This window comes from Pseudomonas sp. NIBRBAC000502773, from assembly GCF_006517195.1.
In the GTDB taxonomy this organism is placed as follows: domain Bacteria; phylum Pseudomonadota; class Gammaproteobacteria; order Pseudomonadales; family Pseudomonadaceae; genus Aquipseudomonas; species Aquipseudomonas marginalis.
The window spans coordinates 4,147,906-4,170,215 of sequence record NZ_CP041189.1 but is presented as its reverse complement, the minus strand read 5'-3'; the positions used below and the strand labels follow the sequence as shown (position 1 = coordinate 4,170,215).

The following is a 22,310-nucleotide window of genomic DNA, read 5'->3' as shown; positions in this document are numbered from 1 at the left end:
CAGTACAGGAAGAGTGTTTCCCTGTGTGGCAATGGCTCCCCATGCAGTTCCATCGAAATCCTTTCTCAATACGAATTTGAAAAAACTTGCAAAAGCCTTCAGTGCTCCGTGCAAATCACTGCACAAAAACGCATCAATTCAAAATATTTATACATATAAATCATAAGGTTACGAATTTTTTCCGCTTGGCACAGGGAGTGCTAAAGGGACCTGTCGACACCCGCTCGACTGCGTCTACCCTAAGGAAAAAAAACATGAATCTCCCCATTGAAGCTTTAGCTCACCTCGTTGGCAGCTCGCCTCAATTCATGCATCACCTGACAGACGACCAGCAGAAAAAACTCAGGCGCTTCATTCACAAGCGCGTACTCAACCCGGAAGATGCGGATGATCTTCTGCAACTGACCTACCTGGAAGCCTGGCGCAACCGCGAGCGTTTCTGCGGTAACGCCTCGCTCAGTACCTGGATGTGCGGCATCGCACAGAACCTGATTCGCAATCACTTCAGGCGCATGTATGCCAAACCCGTGCATTGCGAATTTGATGAATCGTTGTGGCATGGGCAGGAAGAAAACAACAACCTGGATTGGGAGTTTGAGATCAACCGCCGCCTGGAGAACACCCTGAGCGCCATTGACCACCTGCCGACGGAAATGCGCAGGACGATGTACGCCTCGCTGGAAACCGACGGCAGCTACCAGGACACCGCCGATGTATTGGACATCCCCATCGGTACCGTTCGCTCACGCCTGTCGCGAGCACGCGAGCAGCTCAAGCGCACCACCCAGAACCCGTTTCAATCGTAAAACCGGCTGACTGGCCAAGCGTTGGGCGACAGGGATATCTGCCCAACCGAATCAGACCTTTTTCGTACGTGCCAGGAAGATCACCAATCACCCTGACAGCGTCGCACCGCTCCCGCCAAAACCGAACGTCAGCCCCAAGCCCCTTGAGCGATCAGTCCCGTTGCAAGCAGGGTCAACGAGCTGCTTTGCCCAGCAGCCGAGGGATTGCCTGGCGCCAGGGGCGTCTCTTCACAGAAGCAGCGAATCATCAACCACTCGTCGCCCAACTCGCGCGTTTCCGATAAACAATTGAAAGCGTAGATAAAAATTCAAAATAAATGCTTGACGCATTCCCGTTCTACGCGAATAATGCGCGCCACTTGGCTACATAGCTCAGTTGGTTAGAGCATAGCATTCATAATGCTGGGGTCCGGGGTTCAAGTCCCTGTGTAGCCACCAAGTACCGATCCATAGATGTCTACAGCAGTCTATGAATCACCTCAAGAAGCCCGCCTAGTGCGGGCTTTCTTGTGTCTGGCCGTTTATCTCTGCCTATCCCTATCCCTATCCCCTCCCCCCGCACCATCGCTGCCCACTGGTATGCCGGACATCTATACCTGTCCTTTTTAACCAAACGGTTGTCCATTCGAACCAAGCACACTTCATCTCCCCTAGATAATGTTCACTCCATGCCGTGTCCCTAAAAACACAAATGACGAGGTGTCTCATGCATCTACGAGAACAGCAGCGACTATCCGATTCATCCTGGTTTTTACACAGATGGGACATGGCACCCGAAGAGTTTGCCACTTACCTGCTGCAACTCGGGACCTTGGTGCTGCAACGCCGATGGAATGGGAGCAATCGTAAAACACCAACGTCCACGGCGATCTAGAACAGCGAACCGTCCGGTCAAGACAGAAATAAAGGAACCCCAGGCACGGACCATATCTACCCCCATGGCCGCAGGACCAGTTCCGATGTCAGCATTCTGCGTCTGCCACAAGCACGGTTTTTCTAAGCCGTTGTCCGTCCAGACCAAACGATTGTCCTTGCCAGCAAAGCGTGCGCTCGACAGCAGCTCTAATTTTGTATTCGTCGCAAGTTCTCGCGCCCTTTATCAACCGTGCGGAACACGACATTGAGCGAATGAGATCGTCCCCAGCCGAAACGGAGAAACCGCATCATGACCGACCAGCAACCATCCGTGGAACAACAGCCCTCCCTCTATGCGCGTCTTGGGGGCTACGACGTCATTTATCAGTTCGCAGGTGCAGTTTTGAGGAAGACCATGGGACATCCCGCTATCGGCCATATCTGGGCCCACATGTCCGAATCAACATTCCAGAAGGAACACATCAACTTTGTCGATTTCCTTTCTGAACACTGGGGTGGCAGCGCCAAATACCGAGGTAGGGACATGGTCACCGCGCATCGCGGAATGGGTCTTACCGAGGTGCACTGGCAAGCCGTGCTCGATTGTCTTGAGGAATGCTACAACGACTACGATCTGGCGCCGGACCTGCGCAAAGAGGTCAATGACTTTCTGATCAAGTTTAAACCCGCCGTGATTGGTAGCCCCTCCTACCGCGACGTAGTACTCGCACACCCCGAAATGGACCCCGCCAAAGGAATGAAAAGCGTTGGGGTAATTTGGCCGAAACGAGGGAAGTAACCTGTGAAAAAGCTGGCGCCGAATACTGGTATTGCTGCACTCGTCGAGTAATGCAGGGAGCGATTTCACCAACTTCAGAGGGGGCAAAGACATGAGTCATACGCACGAACATCATCACGATCACGACCACACCGAGCCACCGGAGGCCATAGCGCTACGCGTCAAAGCGCTCGAGTCCCTGCTGACGGAAAAGGGCCTGGTCGATCCCGTAGCCATGGATGCTTTGGTGGACACCTACCAACACAAGGTCGGCCCGAGAAACGGCGCCCAGGTCATAGCGAAAGCCTGGTTCGACCCTCTGTACAAACACAGGCTGCTGGAAGATGGCACTGCAGCCATCGCCGAGCTGGGCTTTTCTGGGGTTCAGGGCGAAGACATGGTGGTAGTGGAGAACAGCCAGACCGTGCACAACGTGACGGTATGCACACTGTGCTCCTGCTACCCGTGGCCGACCCTGGGCCTGCCACCGGTCTGGTACAAGTCCGCACCTTATCGCTCGAGGATAGTCATTGACCCGCGCGGCGTGCTGGCGGAGTTCGGTCTGACGATTCCTGATGACAAGGAAGTTCGCGTCTGGGACAGCAGCGCTGAGCTGCGCTATCTGGTATTGCCGGAACGTCCGGCGGGTACTGATGGCTGGAACGAGGAACAACTGGTCGAACTCGTGACTCGCGACGCCATGATCGGTACCGGACTGCCTAAGAATCCGGATCAAGTAGCCTGAACCTGAGAAGGAGAAAACCCATGAATGGTATACACGACCTGGGCGGCATGCATGGTTTCGGCCCAGTGCTCACGGAAGAGCACGAACCCATCTTCCATCATGATTGGGAGCGCAGGGTTTTTCCGCTCTTCGCCTCGCTCTTCGTCGGCGGGTACTTCAACGTCGACGAATTCCGCCACGCCATCGAACGCATGAAGCCGGCCGAATACCTGCAGTCGAGCTACTACGAGCACTGGCTGCACGCCTTCGAGACCCTGCTGACAGAGAAGGGCGTCATCAGCACCGCCGAACTGCAGGGTACGGCCAAACCAACCCCACCGACACAGCCCGTCACGGTGTTAACACCGGACATCGTCGACGCCGTAGTGCTCGGCGGCGCCTCGTCGCGGGCAAAAGAAGATGTCCCCGGCCAGTTCCGAGTCGGTGACCGGGTGCGAACGAAGTGCCTCAACCCAACCAATCACACCCGGCTGCCACGCTACGCGCGCGGTAAGGTCGGCACAATCGTGATCGCGCATGGCGCGTTCGCTACCCCGGACACGATGGCCCACGGTTTGGGCGAACAGCCGCAGCAGGTCTATGCCGTACGCTTCAGTGCCGAAGAATTGTGGGGAGTACGGCGACCAGACAGTGTGTGCATCGACCTATGGGACAACTACCTGGAGGCCGTATGAACACGAGCATGCGCCACGACTACAAGGCCGTCGGCCTCCCTCTCGACGATGAAGGCCCGGTGTTCGACAAGCCTTGGCAGGCTCAGGCTTTTTCCCTGCTGGTGCACTTGCACCAAGCCGGCGTGTTCCCCTGGAAGGACTGGGTGCAGGTATTCAGCGAAGAGATCAAGGCTGCCCCGGCGCAACCCGGAGAAAGCGTCAATGACGCCTATTACCGGCAATGGATCACGGCCATGGAAAGAATGGTCACCACCCTAGGCCTGACCGGGATGGAGGACATCGTCCAACGGGGCGAGGAATGGAGGCAGGCCTATCTGAATACTCCCCATGGACAACCCGTGGTTTTGCTCAATGCAAGTTGTCCACCGGCCCACGGGCACACCGGTGAGCATCTGCCGCATCGCGAGCCCGTGGCGATCAGCCGAGCCTCTCACTGAGGGCGGAGCAGTTTCTTGTTGTCCTTTTTTACCTAGCAAGCCGCAGAGGCGGCCAAGGAGTCATCGTCATGCATATCGAACCTGGCCTCGTGGAAGCCGGAAAACTCTGGCTGAGCTATGTTACCGCCGCAACCGTCGGCACCTACACCGTCAAACTCGTTGCGGACGCCATTGGCGAACGCGGTGCCGTCTCGCTGGTAGTTCGCGCCGCCGCCGCCACGGCGCTGGTGTTTGGCTTCTTTGAACTGCTACCGCATCATCCGGTTGGCGTCTCGGAGGTGCATCTCATACTCGGCTCGACGCTGTTCCTGTTGTTCGGTGCAGCACCAGCAGCAGTAGGTCTCGCTTTGGGGCTGTTAATCCAGGGTCTGTTCTTCGCCCCATTCGACCTGCCGCAGTACGGCATGAACGTCACCACCCTTTTGGTACCGTTGTTGGCAGTTGCTGCCCTGGCGCGGCGTATCATCGCGCCAAACACGCCCTATGTTGATCTGGGCTATCGCCAGGCACTGGGCCTGTCGACGGCCTTCCAGTCAGGCATCGTCGCCTGGGTTGCCTTCTGGGCCTTCTACGGGAAGGGCTTCACGGCAGAGAACGCACTGTCGGTCCTGACCTTCGGCAGTGCCTACATGACCGTCGTCATCCTCGAACCGCTGTTGGACCTGGCCGTGCTGGCCGGTGCCAAGGCAACGCATCGCCTGCGTAACAGCCGGCTGGTCGAGCGCCGTCTGTATCAGGCTGCCTGAGTCGACAGACGCCAGTCCAAGCCAGACTGTCCCCGGGCATTCGAAGACCGCGATGCTCGGGGCATCAAGAGCGAGAACGACCTCAACACCTCGTGAGCAAAACTGGAGGTAGTTGATGCTTTTCAGAAATAGCCCCCGCAAGGCAGTCCGGGGAGTACCGCTGGCTCCATATTCATGGCGAAACGCGCCGTGATGAACGGGGACTACCGACAGATGACCCCAGGTCACCCTGCGCCGCATCCCATCCCGGCACCTCGCACCGTGATCGCCTTTGTAGTTCCTGAACCTTGTCTTCACCTGATCAGAAGATCCTGGAACGATCCACAACTGTTCGTTCCTGATTTGGCTTCACCTTCGACGCTGGCTGCGAGTCCGCGTGGGGAGATCCCGAACCGCTGCTTGAACAACCGGGAGAAATGCGAGGCATCGTTAAACCCCCAGCGCAGCGCTACGGCGAGCACGCCAGGATGGCCGGAACTGCAGAGATCGCGCGCGCTGTGCCGCAAGCGCAGCTCCCGGATCAGGCCACTGACGGAAAATGGCTCTTCCTCGAACAGGCCATAGAGTGTCCGGCGCGAGACCTTGAATCGCGCCGCAAGCAGGTCCGGCCCGAGCCCGGGTTCAGATAAATGATCGGCTATATAGGTCTCGACCGCCTGGCGGAAGGCTGTCCGCACCGGCACCCGGTCCTGCTCCTGCGCCTCCAGCGTGGCGCCCAACGCAATGGCGATGACGCCGTTAAGCGCGGCGCTGAGCCCGTGCTGCGCCTGTAGCCCGACGCTGGCGTCCATCTGTTCAAGTGAGCGGGCGAAGCGAGCCGCGACCAGTCCAAGTCCCGCTTGTCCGCTGACGCAGCGCGCTGTCGCCTGGCGCGGTGCCGCGAGCCTGGACACCAGTTGCTCCCTGGGTATACGGAATGACAGCACGCGCCAATCTTCCCTGAAATCGAGAAAGTAGGGACGCGTGGAGTCCACGACGGAGAAGTCACCGGGCAACACCAGTGTCTCCTGCCCATCCTGACGTACCACGCATGACCCTTCCAACTGGAAGTTCGCGAAGCAGAACTCGACCGGGTTGCGGCGGATTTCATCCCAGCGTCGTTGGACGAACTGCGCACGGGAAAACACGCGGGTCTGCGCACTCATGGAGAGGGGCCGGGAGCTCACCTCGCCCGTGAAGTCCGATCCTGCATGCTCTTGCTTGAGGATGGGATTGAGCGAGACGAAGGCTTCACAGAGGACCTCACGCCAGTAGCTGAATCTTTCGCGCTGCACGCACGCTTCGGTAGTCCAGATTTGCATCCTGCGGTCACCCCTCAGTGGCGCAAAAGACAATCATCGCGAGCGCAAGCCAGCGACTGATTTCTGAGCCAATGTCACGGTATGGCGGGCCGCTCAGACGTGTCATGTGGTCCTCCTGTTGCACAGATCGTCAACTGGTCTTGCACGCAAAGGCAAGTCGTCGGTTGATGGGCTTGCAGGCACCCTGGCACGGCATTTTCGGTTGTGCCTGCGCTGTGCACGGCGGGAATGCGAATGCGTCATGCCGGTGCAGTTTTCGCCGGATAAACAGGCGCAGGACTGACCCCATGTGACCTGCGGTAGAAAGACGCAAAGTCCGCGCCAGAACCAAGGGGGCATTCACCCGCTACAGGCTCTTTCTGCAGAAGGCACAACCTCAGTCGGGAAAGCCCTGCGCCCTTGCGCAAATCGTCAATTGGGCTTGCACGCTCCAGCGAGACCGAGGCAGTCCGGCTGCCTACGATGGGTTGTCCGTTACCTAACCCACCGCAAGAAAGGTCGCTTCCCATGGCTATCGATTTCCAGCTCACCGAATCACAGAAGGCTTTACAGGCAAGCGCGCGCGCCTTCGCCGCCGAAGTCCTCAGCAAGGTCGCCCCCACCATCGCCCCAATCGCGCGACCGGAAGACCGGTTCTACGCCACGCGGCCGTTCTACGATGCAATGGTCGACGCCGGCTTCATCAAGGCGTTGCTGCCAACCTCGTTCGGCGGCAGCGCCCTGACCACGCTGGATTTTGCCTTGGCTGCCGAAGAACTCGCCGCCGCCGACGTCAACTTGCCTTCGGCCTTGCTGGGCACCGGCCTGGGTTTGCACGCGGTGCTGCACCACGGCACCGAGGAGCAGAAGCGCCGCTTCCTGCCGGACTTCGTCGAAGATGGCTCGCGCCTGGCCGCCCTGGCCTTCACTGAGGTCACCGGCGGCGCTAACTACGACAGTCCCGACCCCTCCGCCGGCGTGCAGACATTCGCCCGCCTCGAAGGCGACGAATGGGTCATCAACGGCGCAAAGCACTACACCACCAACGGTACCGGTTGGGACGGCAACGGCGCGCACCTGTACAGCGTCATATGCCGCACCGATGCGGCCCTGCCGCCGCAGCAATCGCTGGCGGTCATCATGGTGCCCGGCAGCGCCCAGGGCATCGAGATCGCGGGCTTTCTCGATACCGTCGGCCATCGCGCGACGATCTCGCCGCGCATCCATTTCAACAATGTGCGCGTGCCGGCGGCCAATATTGTGGGCAAGCCGGGCGATGGCATTGCCATGGTGGAAGATGCCTTCTCCTGGACTGCGGCGCTCATCGGCGCGGCCTGCGTAGGTGTGATGCGCGCGGCCTTCGACGTCGCCTTGAAGTTTGCCCGCACCGACAAGCGCTCCGGCACGGTGCCTGTGATTGAGCACCAGAACGTTGGCTTCATGCTGGCCGATATCAAGATGCGCATCGAGGCCGCGCGCTACCTGACCTGGAAAGCCTGTCACCAGCTCGATATCACCCAGGGACGCAGCCGCGAACTGGCCATCATCACCAAGGTTCACTGTTCGGAACTGTGCGTTCAGGCTGTCTACGATGCCATGCGCGTTGTCGGTGTCGATGCCTACACCGACCTCTACCCGTTGGCCGGCCTGATGCAGGACGCGCTGTGTTTTCCCCTGTACGACGGCGGCAACATGGGGGTCCGCCGCCGGCAACTCCATGCGCTGCTGCGCTCGCCGGCCTACGACGCCATGGCCGGCGCAGAGGCACGCAGTTGAAGCGGCCCCCGTGCCACGAGGCGTAAGCGCCGAGCAGCTGTCCTTCCCAGCACAACGAATGACCGCCCCAACAAAGCGACTTGGGGCGCGTCCCCCCTATCTTTGTCATGCGCACTGCCGCGTTGTCCTGTGTCGCCGCACTTCGCCGGCCGATCAATGACAGATGACTACTCGAGAGAGGACTTCCGTAATGACCCAAGCATTCTCCAGCGTCGCCCGCAGGACCGGCCACGTGTCAAAGGCCGGTACCCACTCGCCCCTGAGCAGCATGAACAAGGTATTGGCCTTGGCCTGTCTACCGATGGTCACGATGGTGCCGATGACCGCGCGCGCCATCGATGTGGACATCGGTGATTTCGTCCCGGCGCCGGAGGGTACGACGGCGGGGTTGCTGTACCTGCAGCATGCCGAGCGCAACAAACTCTATGCCCAGGGACGGCAGACGGCGCGGGATCCTCGGCTGGTCTCGGATGTCGGTATCGGGAGGCTGGTGCACTACACCACGATTGGCGGGCTGACGGTAGGCCCCCAGATCCTGGTACCGTTCGGCCGGCTGGATGCCGGGCGCGACACGAGTGCACTGGGCAAGACCAGCGGGGTAGGTGACGTTATCCTGGCCGCACCAGTCTGGTTGATCAACGACTCAGCGTCTCGCACCTATCTAGCCATAGCGCCCTATCTGTACCTTCCAACGGGTAGCTATAGCCACGACCGCCCGCTCAATCTGGGGGAAAACCGCTGGAAGTTTGATTTACAGGTAGGTTTCGTCAAAGGGCTGACCGACAATTGGTATGTCGACTTGACCGGCGACGTCATGTTCCACGGCAAGAACGACAACTACGGCGCTGCCGGCGACACGCTCAAGCAGAAACAGCTCTACCAGGGGCAGGGATATTTGCGTTACCAGTTCACCCCCGGAGCCAACGCTTTCGTCGGCCTGTCACAGACCTGGGGCGGTGAGACCCGGGTCAATGGCGTTGACAGCGACGACGAAGCTCGGCAACGAAAAATCAGCGTGGGTGGCAGTTACTTCATCCGCCCGAAGACGCAACTGCTGGTGGCGCTCGGGCGCGACCTTGAGGTTGAAAATGGCTTCAAGGAAAGCGCCCGCATCAACGTTCGACTGTTGCAGGTGTTCTGAGCAAAAATCTCATTCAGGGCTACTCGATAACGCCTGGCGTTAAAACATATCCGGGCATGGGGCGACCAGGCGTAATCGAACAGCATTTGCCCTCAATTGACGCGTAACCCGGTACTGATAACGGCTTACCGAAAGGTAGACCGTTTTTTTATGCCTTGAAGAAAGTGCCTGGGGCATACTCGCAGCCCCCCTCCTGGGTACAGAACTGAGCCAATAGGACGTTCCTTCATGAGCCTTGATGTGTTCGCAATCATCATGCTGGGCGCTGCGTTGCACGCCACTTGGAATGCCGTGGTCAAGGGCGGTGACAACAAGCTGCTGACCACCTGCATGATCGCGTCCATTGCATCGCTGATCGCAGCGACGGTCATTCCGTTTCTGGAGCTGCCGGCCAAGGAAAGTTGGCCCTTCATCGGTGCGTCGGTGATTTTGCAGGTGGTGTATTTCGTGCTGGTCGCCTCGACTTACCACATTGCCGACATGAGCCAGACCTACCCGATCATGCGCGGCACCGCGCCGTTACTGGTGGCGACAGCGAGCGTGGGACTGTTGTCCGAATCCTTGTCCTCATTCGCCTGGCTCGGCATTGCCATCATCTGCATCGGCATTCTGAGCATGGCTGCCGCCCCCAGCATCGGTCAGCGAAAAGGCATGCTCCTGGCGCTGGTCAACGCGGCAGTCATCGCCGGCTACACCCTTATCGACGGTGTGGGTGTGCGCAAGTCCGGCGCCCCGGCGGCCTATACGCTGTGGATATTCCTGCTCACCGGCCTCGCGCTTGCCGTATGGGCATTTGCCGTCAGGCGGCGCGAATTCTGCCGCTATCTGGCGCGCCACTGGCGCCCAGGTGTTATCGGTGGCTTCGGCACCGTCGTGTCCTACGGACTGGCACTTTGGGCAATGACGGCGGCACCGATCGCCACGGTTTCGGCGCTCAGGGAGACGTCGATCCTGTTTGGCGTGGTGATCTCGGCACTGGTGCTCAAAGAGCAACTGACCGGCCGCCGCATCATGGCTGCATGCATCATTGCCTGTGGGGCTATGGTATTGCGACTGGGCTGACGCGCGGTCGAACCCAGGAGATGCCTGGCTGGACTGGCCACCGAACAAATCCCCCACCACCCTATCAAATGAGACAACTTCTCATTAGTATGCCTGCTATTCGAGCAACGCCGCATCAGGGTATCGGGGCCATGGAGACAGGGACGCCAGGGGATCAGGAAAAACTCAGCGCCGTTTTTATCGGGCAGCGCAGTGCGTTAATCCGTATGCTGTCGCGCGTCGTCGGCTGTTCGAGCCAGGCGGAGGACCTGGCCCAGGAAACCTACCTGAAGGTGGCGAAAGCACTGTACGCTCGCCCTATCGAACACTTGAAGCCGTTTCTTTATCAAACTGCGCAGTACCTGGCCTTTGATCATCTGCGCAGTGTGCGCAGTAAAAGGCGCTATGAGTGCCATCTGGCCGAAAGCCTGATTGTCGAGGTGCCCACCACGGCACCCGGTCCGGAGAGCCAGGCCCAGGGCCAACAACAACTGCTGCAGTTTCATCAGGTGCTCGCTACCTTGCCCAAACGCCAGCAACAAATCCTGGTATTGCATCGATTGCATGACCTGTCCCAAAGCGAGATCGCCCAACGCCTGCAGGTGTCGTTGAGCACGGTGGAAAAAGATCTGCGCCAAGCCCTCACTGCCTGCGTCAAGCAAACGACCTACCATGATTGATCGCGCCGACACCCCCGATGTCATACGTAAGCAGGCGACCGACTGGTTCGCCCAGCGCGATGAGACGGTGCGCAACCCCATCACCCGCCAGCGCTTTGAGCAGTGGCGCGACGCGGATCCCCGGCACGCCACGGCGTATGCGGAACTGGCCGCGCTGTGGGAAAGCCGCGCCTTCGAGCAAGCCTTGAAAAACCTCGCCGGCGACCTGGAATTACCCCCTGCCCCGCAAGCCGCCACGCACCGCAAGACACGCTTTATGGCTGCCGCCGCTGCCGTATTGATCACGCTGGGCATCGGTTGGATGACCGATGTGCCGATGCGCCTGCAGGCTGACCACATGACCGACGTTGCGCAATTGGAACGCTTTGACCTGGAGGACGGCTCGCACATCGTGCTGGGCAGCCACAGCGCCATCAGCATCGCTTTCGACGGCGCCCATCGCCGCATCAAGCTGCTGCGCGGCGAGCTCTACGTCGAAGCCGCACACGACTCAGAGCGCCCTCTTAGCATCGAAACCGCCGAGGCCAGCGTGACCGTAGTCGGCACGCAATTCAGCGTCAGCCAGCGCGACGCGGGCGTCACCGTCGCCGTGCGACAAGGCCGCGTGCGCTTCGCCAACCGCAAGGGCGAACAGAGCCTGTTGCAGGCGGGCAACTGGCAACAGTTGCTGGGTGGGCACCTGCAACCGCTGTCCCTGGAAGGTGGCGAACAGCAGATGGCCTGGATCAACGGACGGCTGTCGTTCCAGAACGCGCCGCTGGCACAGGTGTTGTCAGAGATCCGTCGCTATTATCCCTCACCGATCCTGCTATTGAACGATACCGCTGCCGGTGAGCGGGTCAGCGGCAATTACCAATTGGATGACCCCCAGGCGATCGTGCAGGCGTTGAGTAGAGTCACTTCCACCCACATCCAACGCCTGCCGGGTGGCATCCTGATTATTCGCTGATACAGAGCCCCTGACCCCGTCGCAAAAAGTTTTACGGCTTTCGAAGCTTCAACCCGTCAAGAACTTTGCCTTTGCAAATCATTCCTATTTCTAACGGGACTCACATGCACTTTCCAGCACTCAATCCGACCCACGCCCGTAGCATTCTTGCGCTTGCCGTCTGCCTGGCGTGCAGCACTGCGGTTGCCGTGGAACCGGCGGGCAAGCCGGCCATTCGTGAAGCAGCAGATACCCGCAGCTTTGCCATAGCGCGTCAGTCGCTGGTCAATGCCCTGGATCAATTGAGTGTGCAGAGCGGGCTGCAAATTGCCTATGCGGCGGACTTGGCCCAAGGCGTCGAGTCGCCTGGCGTCAGCGGCCGCATGACCGCCCTGGAGGCGCTGGCCCAGTTACTCAAAGGCACGCCCCTGAGCTTCGAGCTCAATGGTCCCAACGCGGTCATACTGACCCGCACCGAACAACCCGGCGCGGCCCTGCAACTGGGCACCACCACCGTGATCAGCAACCAGTTGGGCACCGTCACCGAAGGCACCGGCTCCTACACCCCGGGCACCATCGCCACGGCCACGCGCCTGGTGCTGACCCCGCGTGAAACGCCGCAGTCCATCAGTGTCGTCACCCGCCAGCACATGGATGACTTCGCCCTCGACAGTGTCGACGACGTGATGCGCCATACCCCTGGCATTACCGTGTCGGCCTACGACACCGACCGCAGCAATTACTACTCACGCGGTTTTTCGATCAACAATTTCCAGTACGACGGTATTCCTTCGGCCGTGCGCAACGTGGCCTATTCGGCGGGCAACACCCTGAGCGACATGGCGATCTATGACCGGGTCGAAGTGCTCAAGGGCGCCTCCGGCCTGCTCAGCGGCGCCGGTTCCCTGGGCGGCACCATCAACCTGGTGCGCAAGAAACCTACGGCGGAATTTCTCGGCCACATCACCACGGCGGCGGGCACCTGGGATCACTACCGCACGGAAGTGGACGTCAGCGGCCCGCTGACCGAAACCGGCAATGTGCGTGGGCGTGCCGTGGCGGCCTATCAGGACAACAAGTCGTGGATCGACCGCTACTCGAACAAAAGCTCGGTGTTCTACGGCATTCTCGAATTCGACCTGTCACCCGACACCTTGCTCACCGTGGGCGCCGATTATCAGGACAGCAAACCCAAAGGCTCCACCTGGTCCGGCAGTTTCCCGCTGTTCAACCATGCCGGCGAGTTGAACAATGCCAAGCGCTCCTTCAGCAATGCCACTGACTGGAGCAGTTGGCAGCAATACACCCGTACGGTGTTCGCGAACCTGGAGCACGACCTCGGCGACGGCTGGGTGACCAAACTGCAACTGGACCACAAACTCAACGGCTACGACGCCCAGATGGGCGCGATCCAGTTCTACCAGCCGGCGGCGGACGGCACCGCCAATATCAACGCCCAGCGCTACAAGGGCGAAACCACCAGCGACTCGGCCGACCTGTATATCAGCGGCCCGTTCAATTTCCTCGGGCGTGAACATGACCTGGTGATCGGTGGATCCATCAGCACCGCCCACTGGAAGGGCAAGGGCTATTGGGACGAAACCTTCCCCACCATCAACCTGGTCGACTACGTCAACTGGCATGGCAACCTGGCCAAGCCCGACTGGGGCGTGGCCTCCCAAGTCACCGACGACACCATTCGCCAGACCGGCATGTACCTCACCACCCGCTGGAACCTCACCAACGACCTGAAACTGTTGCTAGGCGGGCGCGTGGTCGACTACACCCTGACCGGCAGCACCGATACCTACCGTGAAACCGGACGCTTCATTCCCTATGCCGGAGCCATCTATGACCTCACGGACAACCTGTCGGCCTATGTCAGCTACACCGATGTCTTCATGCCCCAGGAAAGCTACAACCTCGACCGTAACCGCAAGCTGATTGACCCGGACGAAGGCGAGAACTATGAAGTGGGCCTCAAGGGTGAGTTCCTCGACGGACGCCTGAACGCCAGCCTGGCGTACTTCGAGGTGAAGGAAAGCAACCGCTCCCTGCCCGACGATGCGTACAACAACCAGACCCCGACACCGCCCAACTTTGCCTTCAAGGGCACCGACGCGACGACCAAGGGCTACGAACTGGAGCTGTCCGGCGAAATCGCTCCAGGCTGGCAGTTGCAGGGTGGCTACACCCACAAGGTGGTACGCGACGACGCCGGCAAAAAAATCTCGACCTTCGAGCCCGAGGATCAAGTGAGCATGTTCACGATCTACAAGCTCAAGGGCGAGTTGGACAAAGTCAGCGTCGGCGGCGGCCTGCGCTGGCAGAACACGGTGTGGCAGGACATCTACAACAGCCCCAAAGACACCACCGAGAAATTTTCCCAGGAGTCCTACTGGGTGGTGGACCTGATGACGCGCTACCAATTCACGAAAAACCTGTCGACCACGCTGAACCTCAATAACGTGTTCGATAAGCCGTATTACACCAACGTGGGCTTCTACAACTCCGCTATCTACGGCGCACCGCGTCACTTCATGCTGACCACGCGCTGGGACTTTTGATTGCCTGAGCCACACGGCCTATCCCGAGGGTAGGCCGCTTTTGACGCACTCCCTTACCACTGTTAGTGTCCAGCCTCCCCCCACACACGGAGTGCTTCACGGTGAAACTGGACATCTACCAAGTCGACGCCTTCAGCCAACATGCCTTCGGCGGCAACCCTGCCGCGGTGTGCCCGCTCACCGAGTGGCTGCCCGATGAGCAACTGCAGCATATCGCCGCCGAAAACAACCTCTCCGAAACCGCCTACTTCGTGCCCCGCGATGGGTTCTACGAGTTGCGCTGGTTTACCCCGCAAGTCGAAGTCGACCTGTGCGGCCATGCCACGCTGGCGACGGCGTGGGTGTTGATTCACGCACTGGCGGATGCACCCCAGGTGCTGCGCTTTGCCACCCGCAGCGGCGAGCTACGGGTGACGCGCAATGGCGATGAACTGGCGATGGATTTCCCCGCCCGGCAACCACAGCGCTGCGAACCGCCCGCCGGAATGTTGAGTGCCCTGGGGATCGAGAGCGCCGACGTGTTCGGCACCGATGACTACATCGTGCTGGTGGACGACGAAGCCCAGGTCGCCGCGCTGACGCCTGACTTTGCGCAGCTCAAGGGCCTGCCAAAACGCGGGATTGCAGTCACTGCCAAGAGCACCCGGTTTGATTTTATTTCACGCTGGTTCGGGCCGAATGTGGGGATCGATGAAGACCCGGTCACCGGCTCGGCACACACCTCGCTGGCACCGTTCTGGGCCGAGCGCCTGGGCAAATCGCACTTGACGGCCGAACAAGGGGGCCAGCGCAAGGGTCAGTTGCACTGCGAGCTGCAGGGCGACCGCGTGATTATTTCCGGCAAGGCAGTGTTGTACATGCAAGGCACGATTTACCTGTAAACCGCAGCGCCCCACGGACAACAGATCATTCGCACAATGAACGGAGTTCAGCACGTGTTTTCGATTTCCCGCCGCCAACTGCCACTCATGGCCGCAGCCCTTGCCCTGGCTGCCTGCCACACCCCGGTCAACGACCAGCCACCGGCACCGGAGTTGGGCTCGGGCTATCGCACCGACCTCAGCACCCGCCATGCCGAGCGCCATATGGCCGCCGCCGCCAACCCGCTGGCGGCCGAGGCCGGACGCGAAATGTTGCGCCAGGGCGGCTCGGCCATTGACGCTGCCATTGCGATGCAGGCGGTGTTGACCCTGGTGGAACCACAATCCTCCGGCATTGGCGGCGGTGCGTTCATCATGCTGTGGGATGGGAAAAACGTGCACGCCTATGACGGCCGGGAAACGGCTCCGGCCGGGGCGACCGAGCGGTTGTTCCTGAACGCCGACGGCACGCCGATGGCCTTCACCGACGCGCAGATCGGCGGGCGCTCGGTGGGCACGCCAGGGGTGCTGCGGGCCCTGGAAATGGCCCATAGGAAGACCGGCCGCCTGCAATGGGCCCAGTTGTTCGAGCCGGCGATTCGCTTGTCGGAGCAGGGCTTCGCAATTTCACCGCGCTTGCACAGCCTGATCGCCGCTGACCGCTTTATCCCGCAATCGCCGGAGATGGCGGCCTATTTCCTGAATGCCGATGGCACGCCTAAAGCCACCGGTACACGGCTGAAAAACCCGGCGCTGGCCGCTGTGTTCAAACGCATTGCCAAGGAAGGACCGGACGCCCTGTACCACGGGCCGATTGCCGACGAGATTGCACGCAAGGTGCAAGGCAACCGCAATGCCGGCAGCCTGACTCAAGCAGACCTCAAGGGCTACGTCGCCAAGGAACGCGCGCCGTTGTGCACCGATTACAAGCGCTGGAAAGTCTGCGGCATGCCGCCGCCGTCCTCAGGCGGGATTGCGGTCGCGCAGATGCTCGGCACATTGCAGGCCCTGGAAGCCCGCGACCCGCACCTGGCCATCGCGCCGATGACACCGATAAACAGCGCCTCGCCTGCCGGGCTTGAGCCCACGCCCGAGGCCGTGCACCTGATCGCCGAAGCCGGTCGCCTGGCCTTTGCCGACCGCGCGCAGTATGTGGCCGATGCGGACTTCACACCGGTGCCGGTGGCCGGCCTCGTGGCCCCGAACTACCTGGCACAGCGTGCCACGCTGATCGGCGAGCGCAGCATGGGCATCGCCAAGCCAGGCCGACCGGCCGGTATTCAAGTCGCATACGCACCGGACCGATCGCCGCTGCGCATCTCCACGTCACAAGTCGTCGCCGTAGATGACCTGGGCGGTGCCGTGTCGATGACCACCACGGTGGAAGCCGCGTTTGGCTCCCATGTGATGGTCCAGGGCTTTTTGCTCAATAACCAGATGACCGACTTCTCCTTCATCCCCGAAGAAAACGGCCAGCCGGTCGCCAACCGTGTACAACCCGGTAAACGCCCGCGCTCGGCGATGGCGCCGACCCTGGTGTTCGACCGCGAGAGCGGTGAGTTGCTGGCCACGCTCGGTTCGCCGGGCGGCTCGCAAATCATCGAGTACGTGAGCAAATCCCTGGTGGCGATGCTCGACTGGAACCTCGACCCGCAAGCCGCCATCAGCCTGCCCAACTTCGGCAGCCGCAATGGGGCTACCGAGCTGGAGGCGGGCTTGTTCAGCCCAGGCCTGAAGCAAGTGCTGAAGGACAAGGGCCATGAGCTGAGCGAGATAGACATGACCAGCGGCATCCAGGCCATCGTGCTCAAGCGGGACGCCCAGGGTAAGGTGTCGCTCAGCGGCGGCGCCGACCCTCGGCGCGAAGGCGAAGCGCTCGGCGACTGATTTTATTGAACGGAGGTAAGCCCTTGCATCAGGCTGAAAATCTCGCTGCCATCCCTGGCATCGACCACGGTTTCTGTTCGATCGACGACCCACTGCGCCCAGATGAAGTGTTCATCTGCAAGCAAGTGCACAGCGCCTCGGTGATTGAATGGCAGGCGGGCCAGGTGGCCAATACGATCGAGGCCGATGGGGTGTTGACGCACCACGCTCACCCGATCGCGGTGATCACCGCAGATTGCCTGCCCATTCTGTTCGCGTCGAAAACCGGCGAACGGGTGGCCGCAGTCCATGGCGGCTGGAAGGGGCTGCAACGCGGGATTATCGCCAACGTCATGCAGCGCTTTGCCGCCGAAGGGATTGCAGCCGACCAGCTGCAAGTGGCTATCGGCCCATCGATCAAGCCGTGCTGTTATGAAGTGAGCGAAGGCTTTATCGCCGAGTTCCAGAGTGACCAAGGGCACCTGTGGCAACACGCCCAGGCACCGTGGAGCTACGTGCAACCGGCACCGTTGCGGTCCCCGCAAATCAATCCGCCCCATGCAAGGCAAGCAGGCAGTGCGTGGTTTGACTTGAGCGGGTATGGGTTGTTGTTGCTGCAAGCGGCAGGTGTCAAGCGTGAGCAGATCGACGTGAGCGAGGTGTGCACCTACTGCACGTCGCCGACGTTTGCCAGCTACCGCAGAAGGACGCATCAGCCGGAGGAAGCGAAGACGTTGATTTATTCGTGGATTGCTCGCACAGACCGATAGGAGAAGGCCTACAACACTCTTTCTCAAATCCTCTACATGTCTTCAGAGATTTACGGCAAGGGCGCTACGGAGAATATTCCAGCGCACATCCTGTACAAAATTGCGAAGGAGATGAACCATGCCTCTCACTGATAAACAACTGCAGGAACGTGACGCCAAACGCAATATCGGCGAAGAATTACTGAGCGCTGTTCAGGATGTTAAAGCAGGACGCTACGGCGCCGTGCAGCAGATCGAAATCACTCAAGCTGCCGAAGCAAGAAGCAAGACAGGACTGTCGCAACCCAAATTTGCCGAACTTTTGGGGGTTTCGGTAAGGACCCTTCAGGAGTGGGAACAGGGGCGTCGTTCCCCCTCCGGCGCAGCACGCTCACTGCTGCATATTGCGGCCATAAGACCAGACGTTTTTCGGGAAGTCCTCAGTAACGCCTGATGGCGTTACTGGCCACTCCATGAGGATCAACGGCTGATCTTCAAGCCCTTACGCCCCGCATGCCGCTCCAACGCCAGCTCGATCAACCGGCTCACCAGCTCGCTGTAGCTCATGCCCGCTGCCTGCCACAGCTTGGGGTACATGCTGATGCGAGTGAAGCCGGGCAGTGAGTTGATTTCGTTGATCAGCACTTCACCATCGTCGGTCAGGAACACATCGACCCGCGCCAACCCTGCGCACCCCAACACCTCAAATGCCTCAAGGGCCAAGCGGCGAATCCGCTCACTGGCTTCATGGCTGATGTCGGCCGGCACCACCACCTGGGCCGCCTGGCCGTCGATGTATTTGCTGTCGTAGGAGTAAAAGCCGCTGTTCACCACGATCTCGCCGCAGCCGCTGGCCACAGGGTTTTCGTTGCCCAGCACGGCGCATTCAATTTCGCGGCCCTGAACCGCCGACTCCACCAGCACCTTTTGATCAAAACCCAGGGCCAGTTCAACCGCGGCGTGGTACTCAGCCTCGTTGCCAACCTTGCTCACGCCCACCGAAGAACCCTGGTTGGCCGGTTTGACGAACATCGGCAGGCCGAGTTTATTCACCGCTGTTTCAAAGGAAGTACGCCCGGCGTTGCTGCGGGTCAGGGTGATGAACGGCGTCACGGCAATGCCGGCATCGCGCAGCAGGCGTTTGCTGATGTCCTTGTCCATGCACACCGCCGAGCCGAGCACGTCGGAGCCAACGAAAGGCAGGTCAGCCATGCGCAGCAGGCCTTGCAGGCAGCCGTCTTCGCCGAGGGTGCCGTGGACGATGGGGAAGATCACGTCGATGTGTGCCAGCAGGCCGTTGCCGGAGGTTTCCACCACCTGCTGGCTGGCCTTGCCGGGCACCACCGCCAGTTCGCGGCTGGATTGGTTGAGGGCGATGAGCGCCGGGTTTTCCTGGTTGATCAGGAAGTTCGAGGTGTCGTTGAGGTGCCAGTGGCCGGCCTTGTCGATGCCGATCAAAACCGGCTCGAAGCGGGTGCGGTCGAGTGCATCGACAATATTGCGCGCCGACTGCAACGAGACTTCGTGCTCGGCCGAACGGCCACCAAAAATAATCCCTACCCGCACCTTGCTCATGACCCGGCCTCACTGTTGAAAGTAAGGCTTCTTACCACGGACAGTCAGCGATTCGCTACCAGGTGTGCGCCGAACAACAAGTAGCAACCGCCGGCAAAACGGTCGAGCCATTTGCGCGAGCGGCTGTAGAGGTTGGCCATGTGTGCACTGGAAAACACCAGGGCCACGCAGGAATACCAGCTGAACGACAGGGTGGCCATGGTAATCACCGCCAGGGTCAGCAGCATCGGCGACGGCGACGGCGGCATAGTGGAGGCGAAGATGGTGGCGACGAACAACGCGGCCTTGGGGTTGGACAGGTTGCCCAGCAACCCCAGGCGCCAGGCGGAAAACAACGAGCGGCGCGCTTCGTCTGGCAACAGGCCCTGGCCCATCGCCGGTGCCGAGCGCTTGAACAGTTTCAGCCCCAGGTAAATCAGGTAGCAGCCGCCGATGATCTTGAACGCCAGGTACAACATGGGCGCGGCGGTAAACAGCGACTTGATGCCCAGACCACCCGCCAGCCCCCACATGATCGTGCCGGTAGCCACGCCCGCCGACGCCACCACGCCATGACGGCGCGAACAACTGGCGGCCAACTGCGCGGTGTTGAAGAAGTTGGGTCCAGGCGTCACCACCGCCACCGTCCACAGCAGGGCCAGCGAGACCAGAGGCGCCACATAGGTGGGGTTGATAAATTCCATGGGGCGGCTCCATCAGCGCAGGGCACGAGCAGGGAGCATAGACCTCGCCCGCCACCTGCACAATCGTACAAGACCCCGGCAGACAAGGGATGCAGACTGGGTTAACGTGTTTCCACCTCTTTTTGTGACAAGCCACCATGGGCAAACCGACCCGCAACTTCGACTGGCTGCACCGTGCCCCCCATGCCAGCGGCCTGGACCGTATCGAGGCGTACTTTGCAGGCTTTGCCTTCGACCCCCATCGCCATGACACCTATGCCATCGGGCGTACCTTGTCTGGCGTACAGAGTTTTCACTACCGCGGCGACATGATCCACAGCCTGCCCGGCACGACCATGGTGCTTCACCCCGATGAGACCCACGACGGCCACGCCGGCAGTGACGAGGGTTTCAAGTACCGGATGATTTACGTGGAGCCGTCGCTGATCCAGCAGATCCTTGGCGGCAAGCCGTTGCCGTTTATCCCCGGCGGCTTGTCCACTGACCCCAGGCTGTTCCGCGCCAGCGATGTGCTGCTGCAAAACCTGGATAACCCCATCGACCCATTGCAGGAACAGGACGCGATGTTCGACCTGGCCCACGCGCTGAGCAACGCCGCGGGCGCCATCGTCAGCCGCAAGGCGTTCGATTACGTCGCCGCCGAGCGCGCCCGGGAGTTTATCCACAGCGCCCTAGGCCGCAGCATCACCCTGGACGAAATGGCCGACCACGCCGGCCGCGACCGCTGGGCATTGTCACGGGACTTTCGCGTGCTGTTCGGCACCAGCCCCTATCGCTACCTGACGATGCGCCGGCTGGACCTGGTGCGCAGTCTGCTGGCGCAGGGGCAGTCGCTGGTGGACGCGGCGCTGACCGCCGGCTTCACCGACCAGAGCCACATGACCCGGCAATTTCGCAGCACCTACGGTATGCCGCCGTCGCGATGGGTGAAGATGCTCGGGCGCTGAGTGCGCTTATAGCGAATGCCCATCGATGGGCTCGCCGATGCTCAGGAAATGCCCACCCGCTACATGGTGCAAGGTGCGTAACTGATCATGCCCTTCGAAGTGCCAGCGGCCTTCGCTGAACACACGTTCGTCGGCATAGGCTGCGACCACTTCGCCGAGGAACAGGTCATAGGCCTGCTGGTTGTGGGGCTCGGGGAGCAAGCGGCATTCCAGCCAGGCTACACAGCCTTCCAGCAACGGCGCCTCCGTGTGTTCACCGTTGAAGGTTTGCAGGTCATAAGCAGCGAACTTGTCACGCTGGGTGCCGGTGGTATTGCCGACCGTCTGCACGAGGTCGACCTGGGCCACACAGGGCACCTGCAGCACGAAGCTGCCGGCACCTTCCAGCAATTGGCGAGTCCAGGTGGCCTTGTCCAGCACCACGGCGACTTTCGGCGGTTCGAAATCCAGCGGCATGGCCCAGGCGGCTGCCATGATATTGCGCTGGCCGTTGTGGGCCGCACTCACCAGCACGGTTGGCCCGTGGTTGAGCAAACGATAAGCCTTGGGCAACGGAACGGGGCGGCAGTGGGTAGGGCTCATGGAGGATCGGCTCTTCAAACGAAAAAACCTACGATACCTCAAGCATCAGCCCCATGGATCAGCTCGACAGTTGGTTAGCGAATTGTCCTACGGCGCTGACCACCTTCTGTGCGCCGTCCTGGATCTCCACGATCACCGTGCCCGCTTCCGCCGCCAGGGCCAGGCCTTGCTCGGCTTGCAGGCGGCCGTCGGTCATCAGGGCCACCGCGTCGCGGGCCATATCCTGGTTCTGACGCACCACACCAACAATTTCCTCGGTGGCTTTGCTGGTCCGTGATGCCAACTGGCGCACCTCATCGGCCACCACCGCAAAGCCCCGGCCTTGCTCGCCGGCACGTGCCGCTTCGATGGCCGCGTTGAGCGCCAGCAAATTGGTCTGTTCGGCAATGCCGCTGATGGTCTTGACGATGGTGCCGATCACTTGGGATTGCGCGTTCAGTGCCTCGATGCCTTCACCCGCCGCCTGCATGTGCGTGGCCAGGTCGCGCATCACCTCCACCGCCTGCGTCACCACGGTGGTACCGCGCTGGGCGCTGTCGTCGGTATGCAACGAGGTGCTGTAGGCAATGTTCGCGGCCTCGGCGACGGCTTGCT

The 22,310-nt window shown here is 60.7% G+C and carries 21 protein-coding genes, 1 tRNA gene and 1 pseudogene; 18 read left to right on the top strand and 5 right to left on the bottom strand.

Annotation, left to right across the window (positions count from 1 at the left end):
* Positions 1-254 precede the first annotated feature (254 nt).
* The 7 genes from NIBR502773_RS19105 to NIBR502773_RS19075 all read left to right on the top strand — a co-directional run bounded on the left by NIBR502773_RS19105 (position 255) and on the right by NIBR502773_RS19075 (position 5,041).
* Positions 255-806 (top strand): RNA polymerase sigma factor, encoded by a 552-nt coding sequence (locus NIBR502773_RS19105; protein ID WP_027606911.1) that lies wholly within the window; start codon positions 255-257, stop codon positions 804-806.
* 361 nt (positions 807-1,167) lie between these two features.
* A tRNA-Met gene (locus NIBR502773_RS19100) sits at positions 1,168-1,244 on the top strand.
* A 727-nt stretch (positions 1,245-1,971) separates the two neighbouring features.
* The gene (locus tag NIBR502773_RS19095) at positions 1,972-2,460 is read left to right on the top strand and encodes a group 1 truncated hemoglobin (protein WP_027606923.1); all 489 of its coding nucleotides are present in this window, start codon (positions 1,972-1,974) and stop codon (positions 2,458-2,460) included.
* A 91-nt stretch (positions 2,461-2,551) separates the two neighbouring features.
* A complete protein-coding gene (gene nthA / locus NIBR502773_RS19090) occupies positions 2,552-3,184 on the top strand; it encodes a nitrile hydratase subunit alpha (protein ID WP_027606924.1) in 633 nt (210 codons plus the stop codon).
* 20 nt (positions 3,185-3,204) lie between these two features.
* Complete coding sequence (gene nthB, locus NIBR502773_RS19085; protein ID WP_141156687.1) at positions 3,205-3,858, top strand: nitrile hydratase subunit beta; 654 nt, start codon at positions 3,205-3,207, stop codon at positions 3,856-3,858.
* Positions 3,855-4,295: a nitrile hydratase accessory protein gene (locus NIBR502773_RS19080; RefSeq protein ID WP_098480406.1), complete on the top strand. Its 441-nt coding sequence runs from the start codon at positions 3,855-3,857 to the stop codon at positions 4,293-4,295. Before nthB ends, NIBR502773_RS19080 begins: the two co-directional genes overlap by 4 nt.
* A gap of 68 nt (positions 4,296-4,363) precedes the next feature.
* Positions 4,364-5,041: an energy-coupling factor ABC transporter permease gene (locus tag NIBR502773_RS19075; RefSeq protein WP_115486555.1), complete on the top strand. Its 678-nt coding sequence runs from the start codon at positions 4,364-4,366 to the stop codon at positions 5,039-5,041.
* A 293-nt stretch (positions 5,042-5,334) separates the two neighbouring features.
* Here the strand turns inward: NIBR502773_RS19075 and NIBR502773_RS19070 are convergent, their stop codons facing one another.
* Positions 5,335-6,342: a helix-turn-helix domain-containing protein gene (locus tag NIBR502773_RS19070; RefSeq protein ID WP_115486554.1), complete on the bottom strand. Its 1,008-nt coding sequence runs from the start codon at positions 6,340-6,342 to the stop codon at positions 5,335-5,337.
* A gap of 507 nt (positions 6,343-6,849) precedes the next feature.
* Between NIBR502773_RS19070 and NIBR502773_RS19065 the strand changes: the two genes are divergently transcribed.
* The 10 genes from NIBR502773_RS19065 to NIBR502773_RS19020 all read left to right on the top strand — a co-directional run bounded on the left by NIBR502773_RS19065 (position 6,850) and on the right by NIBR502773_RS19020 (position 18,383).
* On the top strand, positions 6,850-8,097 hold the full coding sequence (locus NIBR502773_RS19065) for an acyl-CoA dehydrogenase family protein (RefSeq protein WP_141156686.1): 1,248 nt from the start codon (positions 6,850-6,852) through the stop codon (positions 8,095-8,097).
* Between the two features lie 190 nt (positions 8,098-8,287).
* Positions 8,288-9,238: a transporter gene (locus tag NIBR502773_RS19060; RefSeq protein ID WP_083236335.1), complete on the top strand. Its 951-nt coding sequence runs from the start codon at positions 8,288-8,290 to the stop codon at positions 9,236-9,238.
* Between the two features lie 228 nt (positions 9,239-9,466).
* Positions 9,467-10,300 (top strand): EamA family transporter, encoded by an 834-nt coding sequence (locus NIBR502773_RS19055; RefSeq protein ID WP_141156685.1) that lies wholly within the window; start codon positions 9,467-9,469, stop codon positions 10,298-10,300.
* Between the two features lie 131 nt (positions 10,301-10,431).
* Positions 10,432-10,959 carry an RNA polymerase sigma factor gene (locus NIBR502773_RS19050; RefSeq protein WP_141156684.1) on the top strand — a complete coding sequence of 176 codons (528 nt, stop codon included), beginning with the start codon at positions 10,432-10,434 and terminating at the stop codon, positions 10,957-10,959.
* Positions 10,952-11,908 (top strand): FecR family protein, encoded by a 957-nt coding sequence (locus NIBR502773_RS19045; RefSeq protein WP_141156683.1) that lies wholly within the window; start codon positions 10,952-10,954, stop codon positions 11,906-11,908. Before NIBR502773_RS19050 ends, NIBR502773_RS19045 begins: the two co-directional genes overlap by 8 nt.
* A gap of 104 nt (positions 11,909-12,012) precedes the next feature.
* Positions 12,013-14,454, top strand: coding sequence for a TonB-dependent siderophore receptor (locus NIBR502773_RS19040; protein WP_141156682.1), 2,442 nt, complete (start codon positions 12,013-12,015; stop codon positions 14,452-14,454).
* A gap of 101 nt (positions 14,455-14,555) precedes the next feature.
* Entirely contained in the window at positions 14,556-15,335 is a 780-nt protein-coding gene (locus NIBR502773_RS19035; RefSeq protein WP_115486550.1) for a PhzF family phenazine biosynthesis protein, read from the top strand.
* A 36-nt stretch (positions 15,336-15,371) separates the two neighbouring features.
* A complete protein-coding gene (ggt, locus tag NIBR502773_RS19030) occupies positions 15,372-17,201 on the top strand; it encodes a gamma-glutamyltransferase (RefSeq protein ID WP_141156681.1) in 1,830 nt (609 codons plus the stop codon).
* A gap of 23 nt (positions 17,202-17,224) precedes the next feature.
* On the top strand, positions 17,225-17,950 hold the full coding sequence (pgeF, locus tag NIBR502773_RS19025) for a peptidoglycan editing factor PgeF (protein ID WP_141156680.1): 726 nt from the start codon (positions 17,225-17,227) through the stop codon (positions 17,948-17,950).
* Between the two features lie 118 nt (positions 17,951-18,068).
* Positions 18,069-18,383: a DNA-binding transcriptional regulator gene (locus NIBR502773_RS19020; protein WP_115486547.1), complete on the top strand. Its 315-nt coding sequence runs from the start codon at positions 18,069-18,071 to the stop codon at positions 18,381-18,383.
* A 26-nt stretch (positions 18,384-18,409) separates the two neighbouring features.
* Here the strand turns inward: NIBR502773_RS19020 and ddlA are convergent, their stop codons facing one another.
* Together ddlA and NIBR502773_RS19010 are read right to left on the bottom strand one after the other, a co-directional pair.
* Positions 18,410-19,504 carry a D-alanine--D-alanine ligase gene (gene ddlA / locus NIBR502773_RS19015; RefSeq protein WP_141156679.1) on the bottom strand — a complete coding sequence of 365 codons (1,095 nt, stop codon included), beginning with the start codon at positions 19,502-19,504 and terminating at the stop codon, positions 18,410-18,412.
* A gap of 44 nt (positions 19,505-19,548) precedes the next feature.
* Positions 19,549-20,187: a LysE family transporter gene (locus NIBR502773_RS19010; protein ID WP_141156678.1), complete on the bottom strand. Its 639-nt coding sequence runs from the start codon at positions 20,185-20,187 to the stop codon at positions 19,549-19,551.
* Between the two features lie 137 nt (positions 20,188-20,324).
* Between NIBR502773_RS19010 and NIBR502773_RS19005 the strand changes: the two genes are divergently transcribed.
* On the top strand, positions 20,325-21,134 hold the full coding sequence (locus NIBR502773_RS19005) for an AraC family transcriptional regulator (RefSeq protein WP_065938415.1): 810 nt from the start codon (positions 20,325-20,327) through the stop codon (positions 21,132-21,134).
* A gap of 6 nt (positions 21,135-21,140) precedes the next feature.
* Here the strand turns inward: NIBR502773_RS19005 and NIBR502773_RS19000 are convergent, their stop codons facing one another.
* Positions 21,141-21,716 (bottom strand): flavin reductase family protein, encoded by a 576-nt coding sequence (locus NIBR502773_RS19000; RefSeq protein ID WP_141156677.1) that lies wholly within the window; start codon positions 21,714-21,716, stop codon positions 21,141-21,143.
* Between the two features lie 58 nt (positions 21,717-21,774).
* Positions 21,775-22,203 (bottom strand): annotated as a pseudogene (locus NIBR502773_RS31345) (methyl-accepting chemotaxis protein); the annotation flags it as partial.
* Between the last annotated feature and the right edge of the window lie 107 nt (positions 22,204-22,310).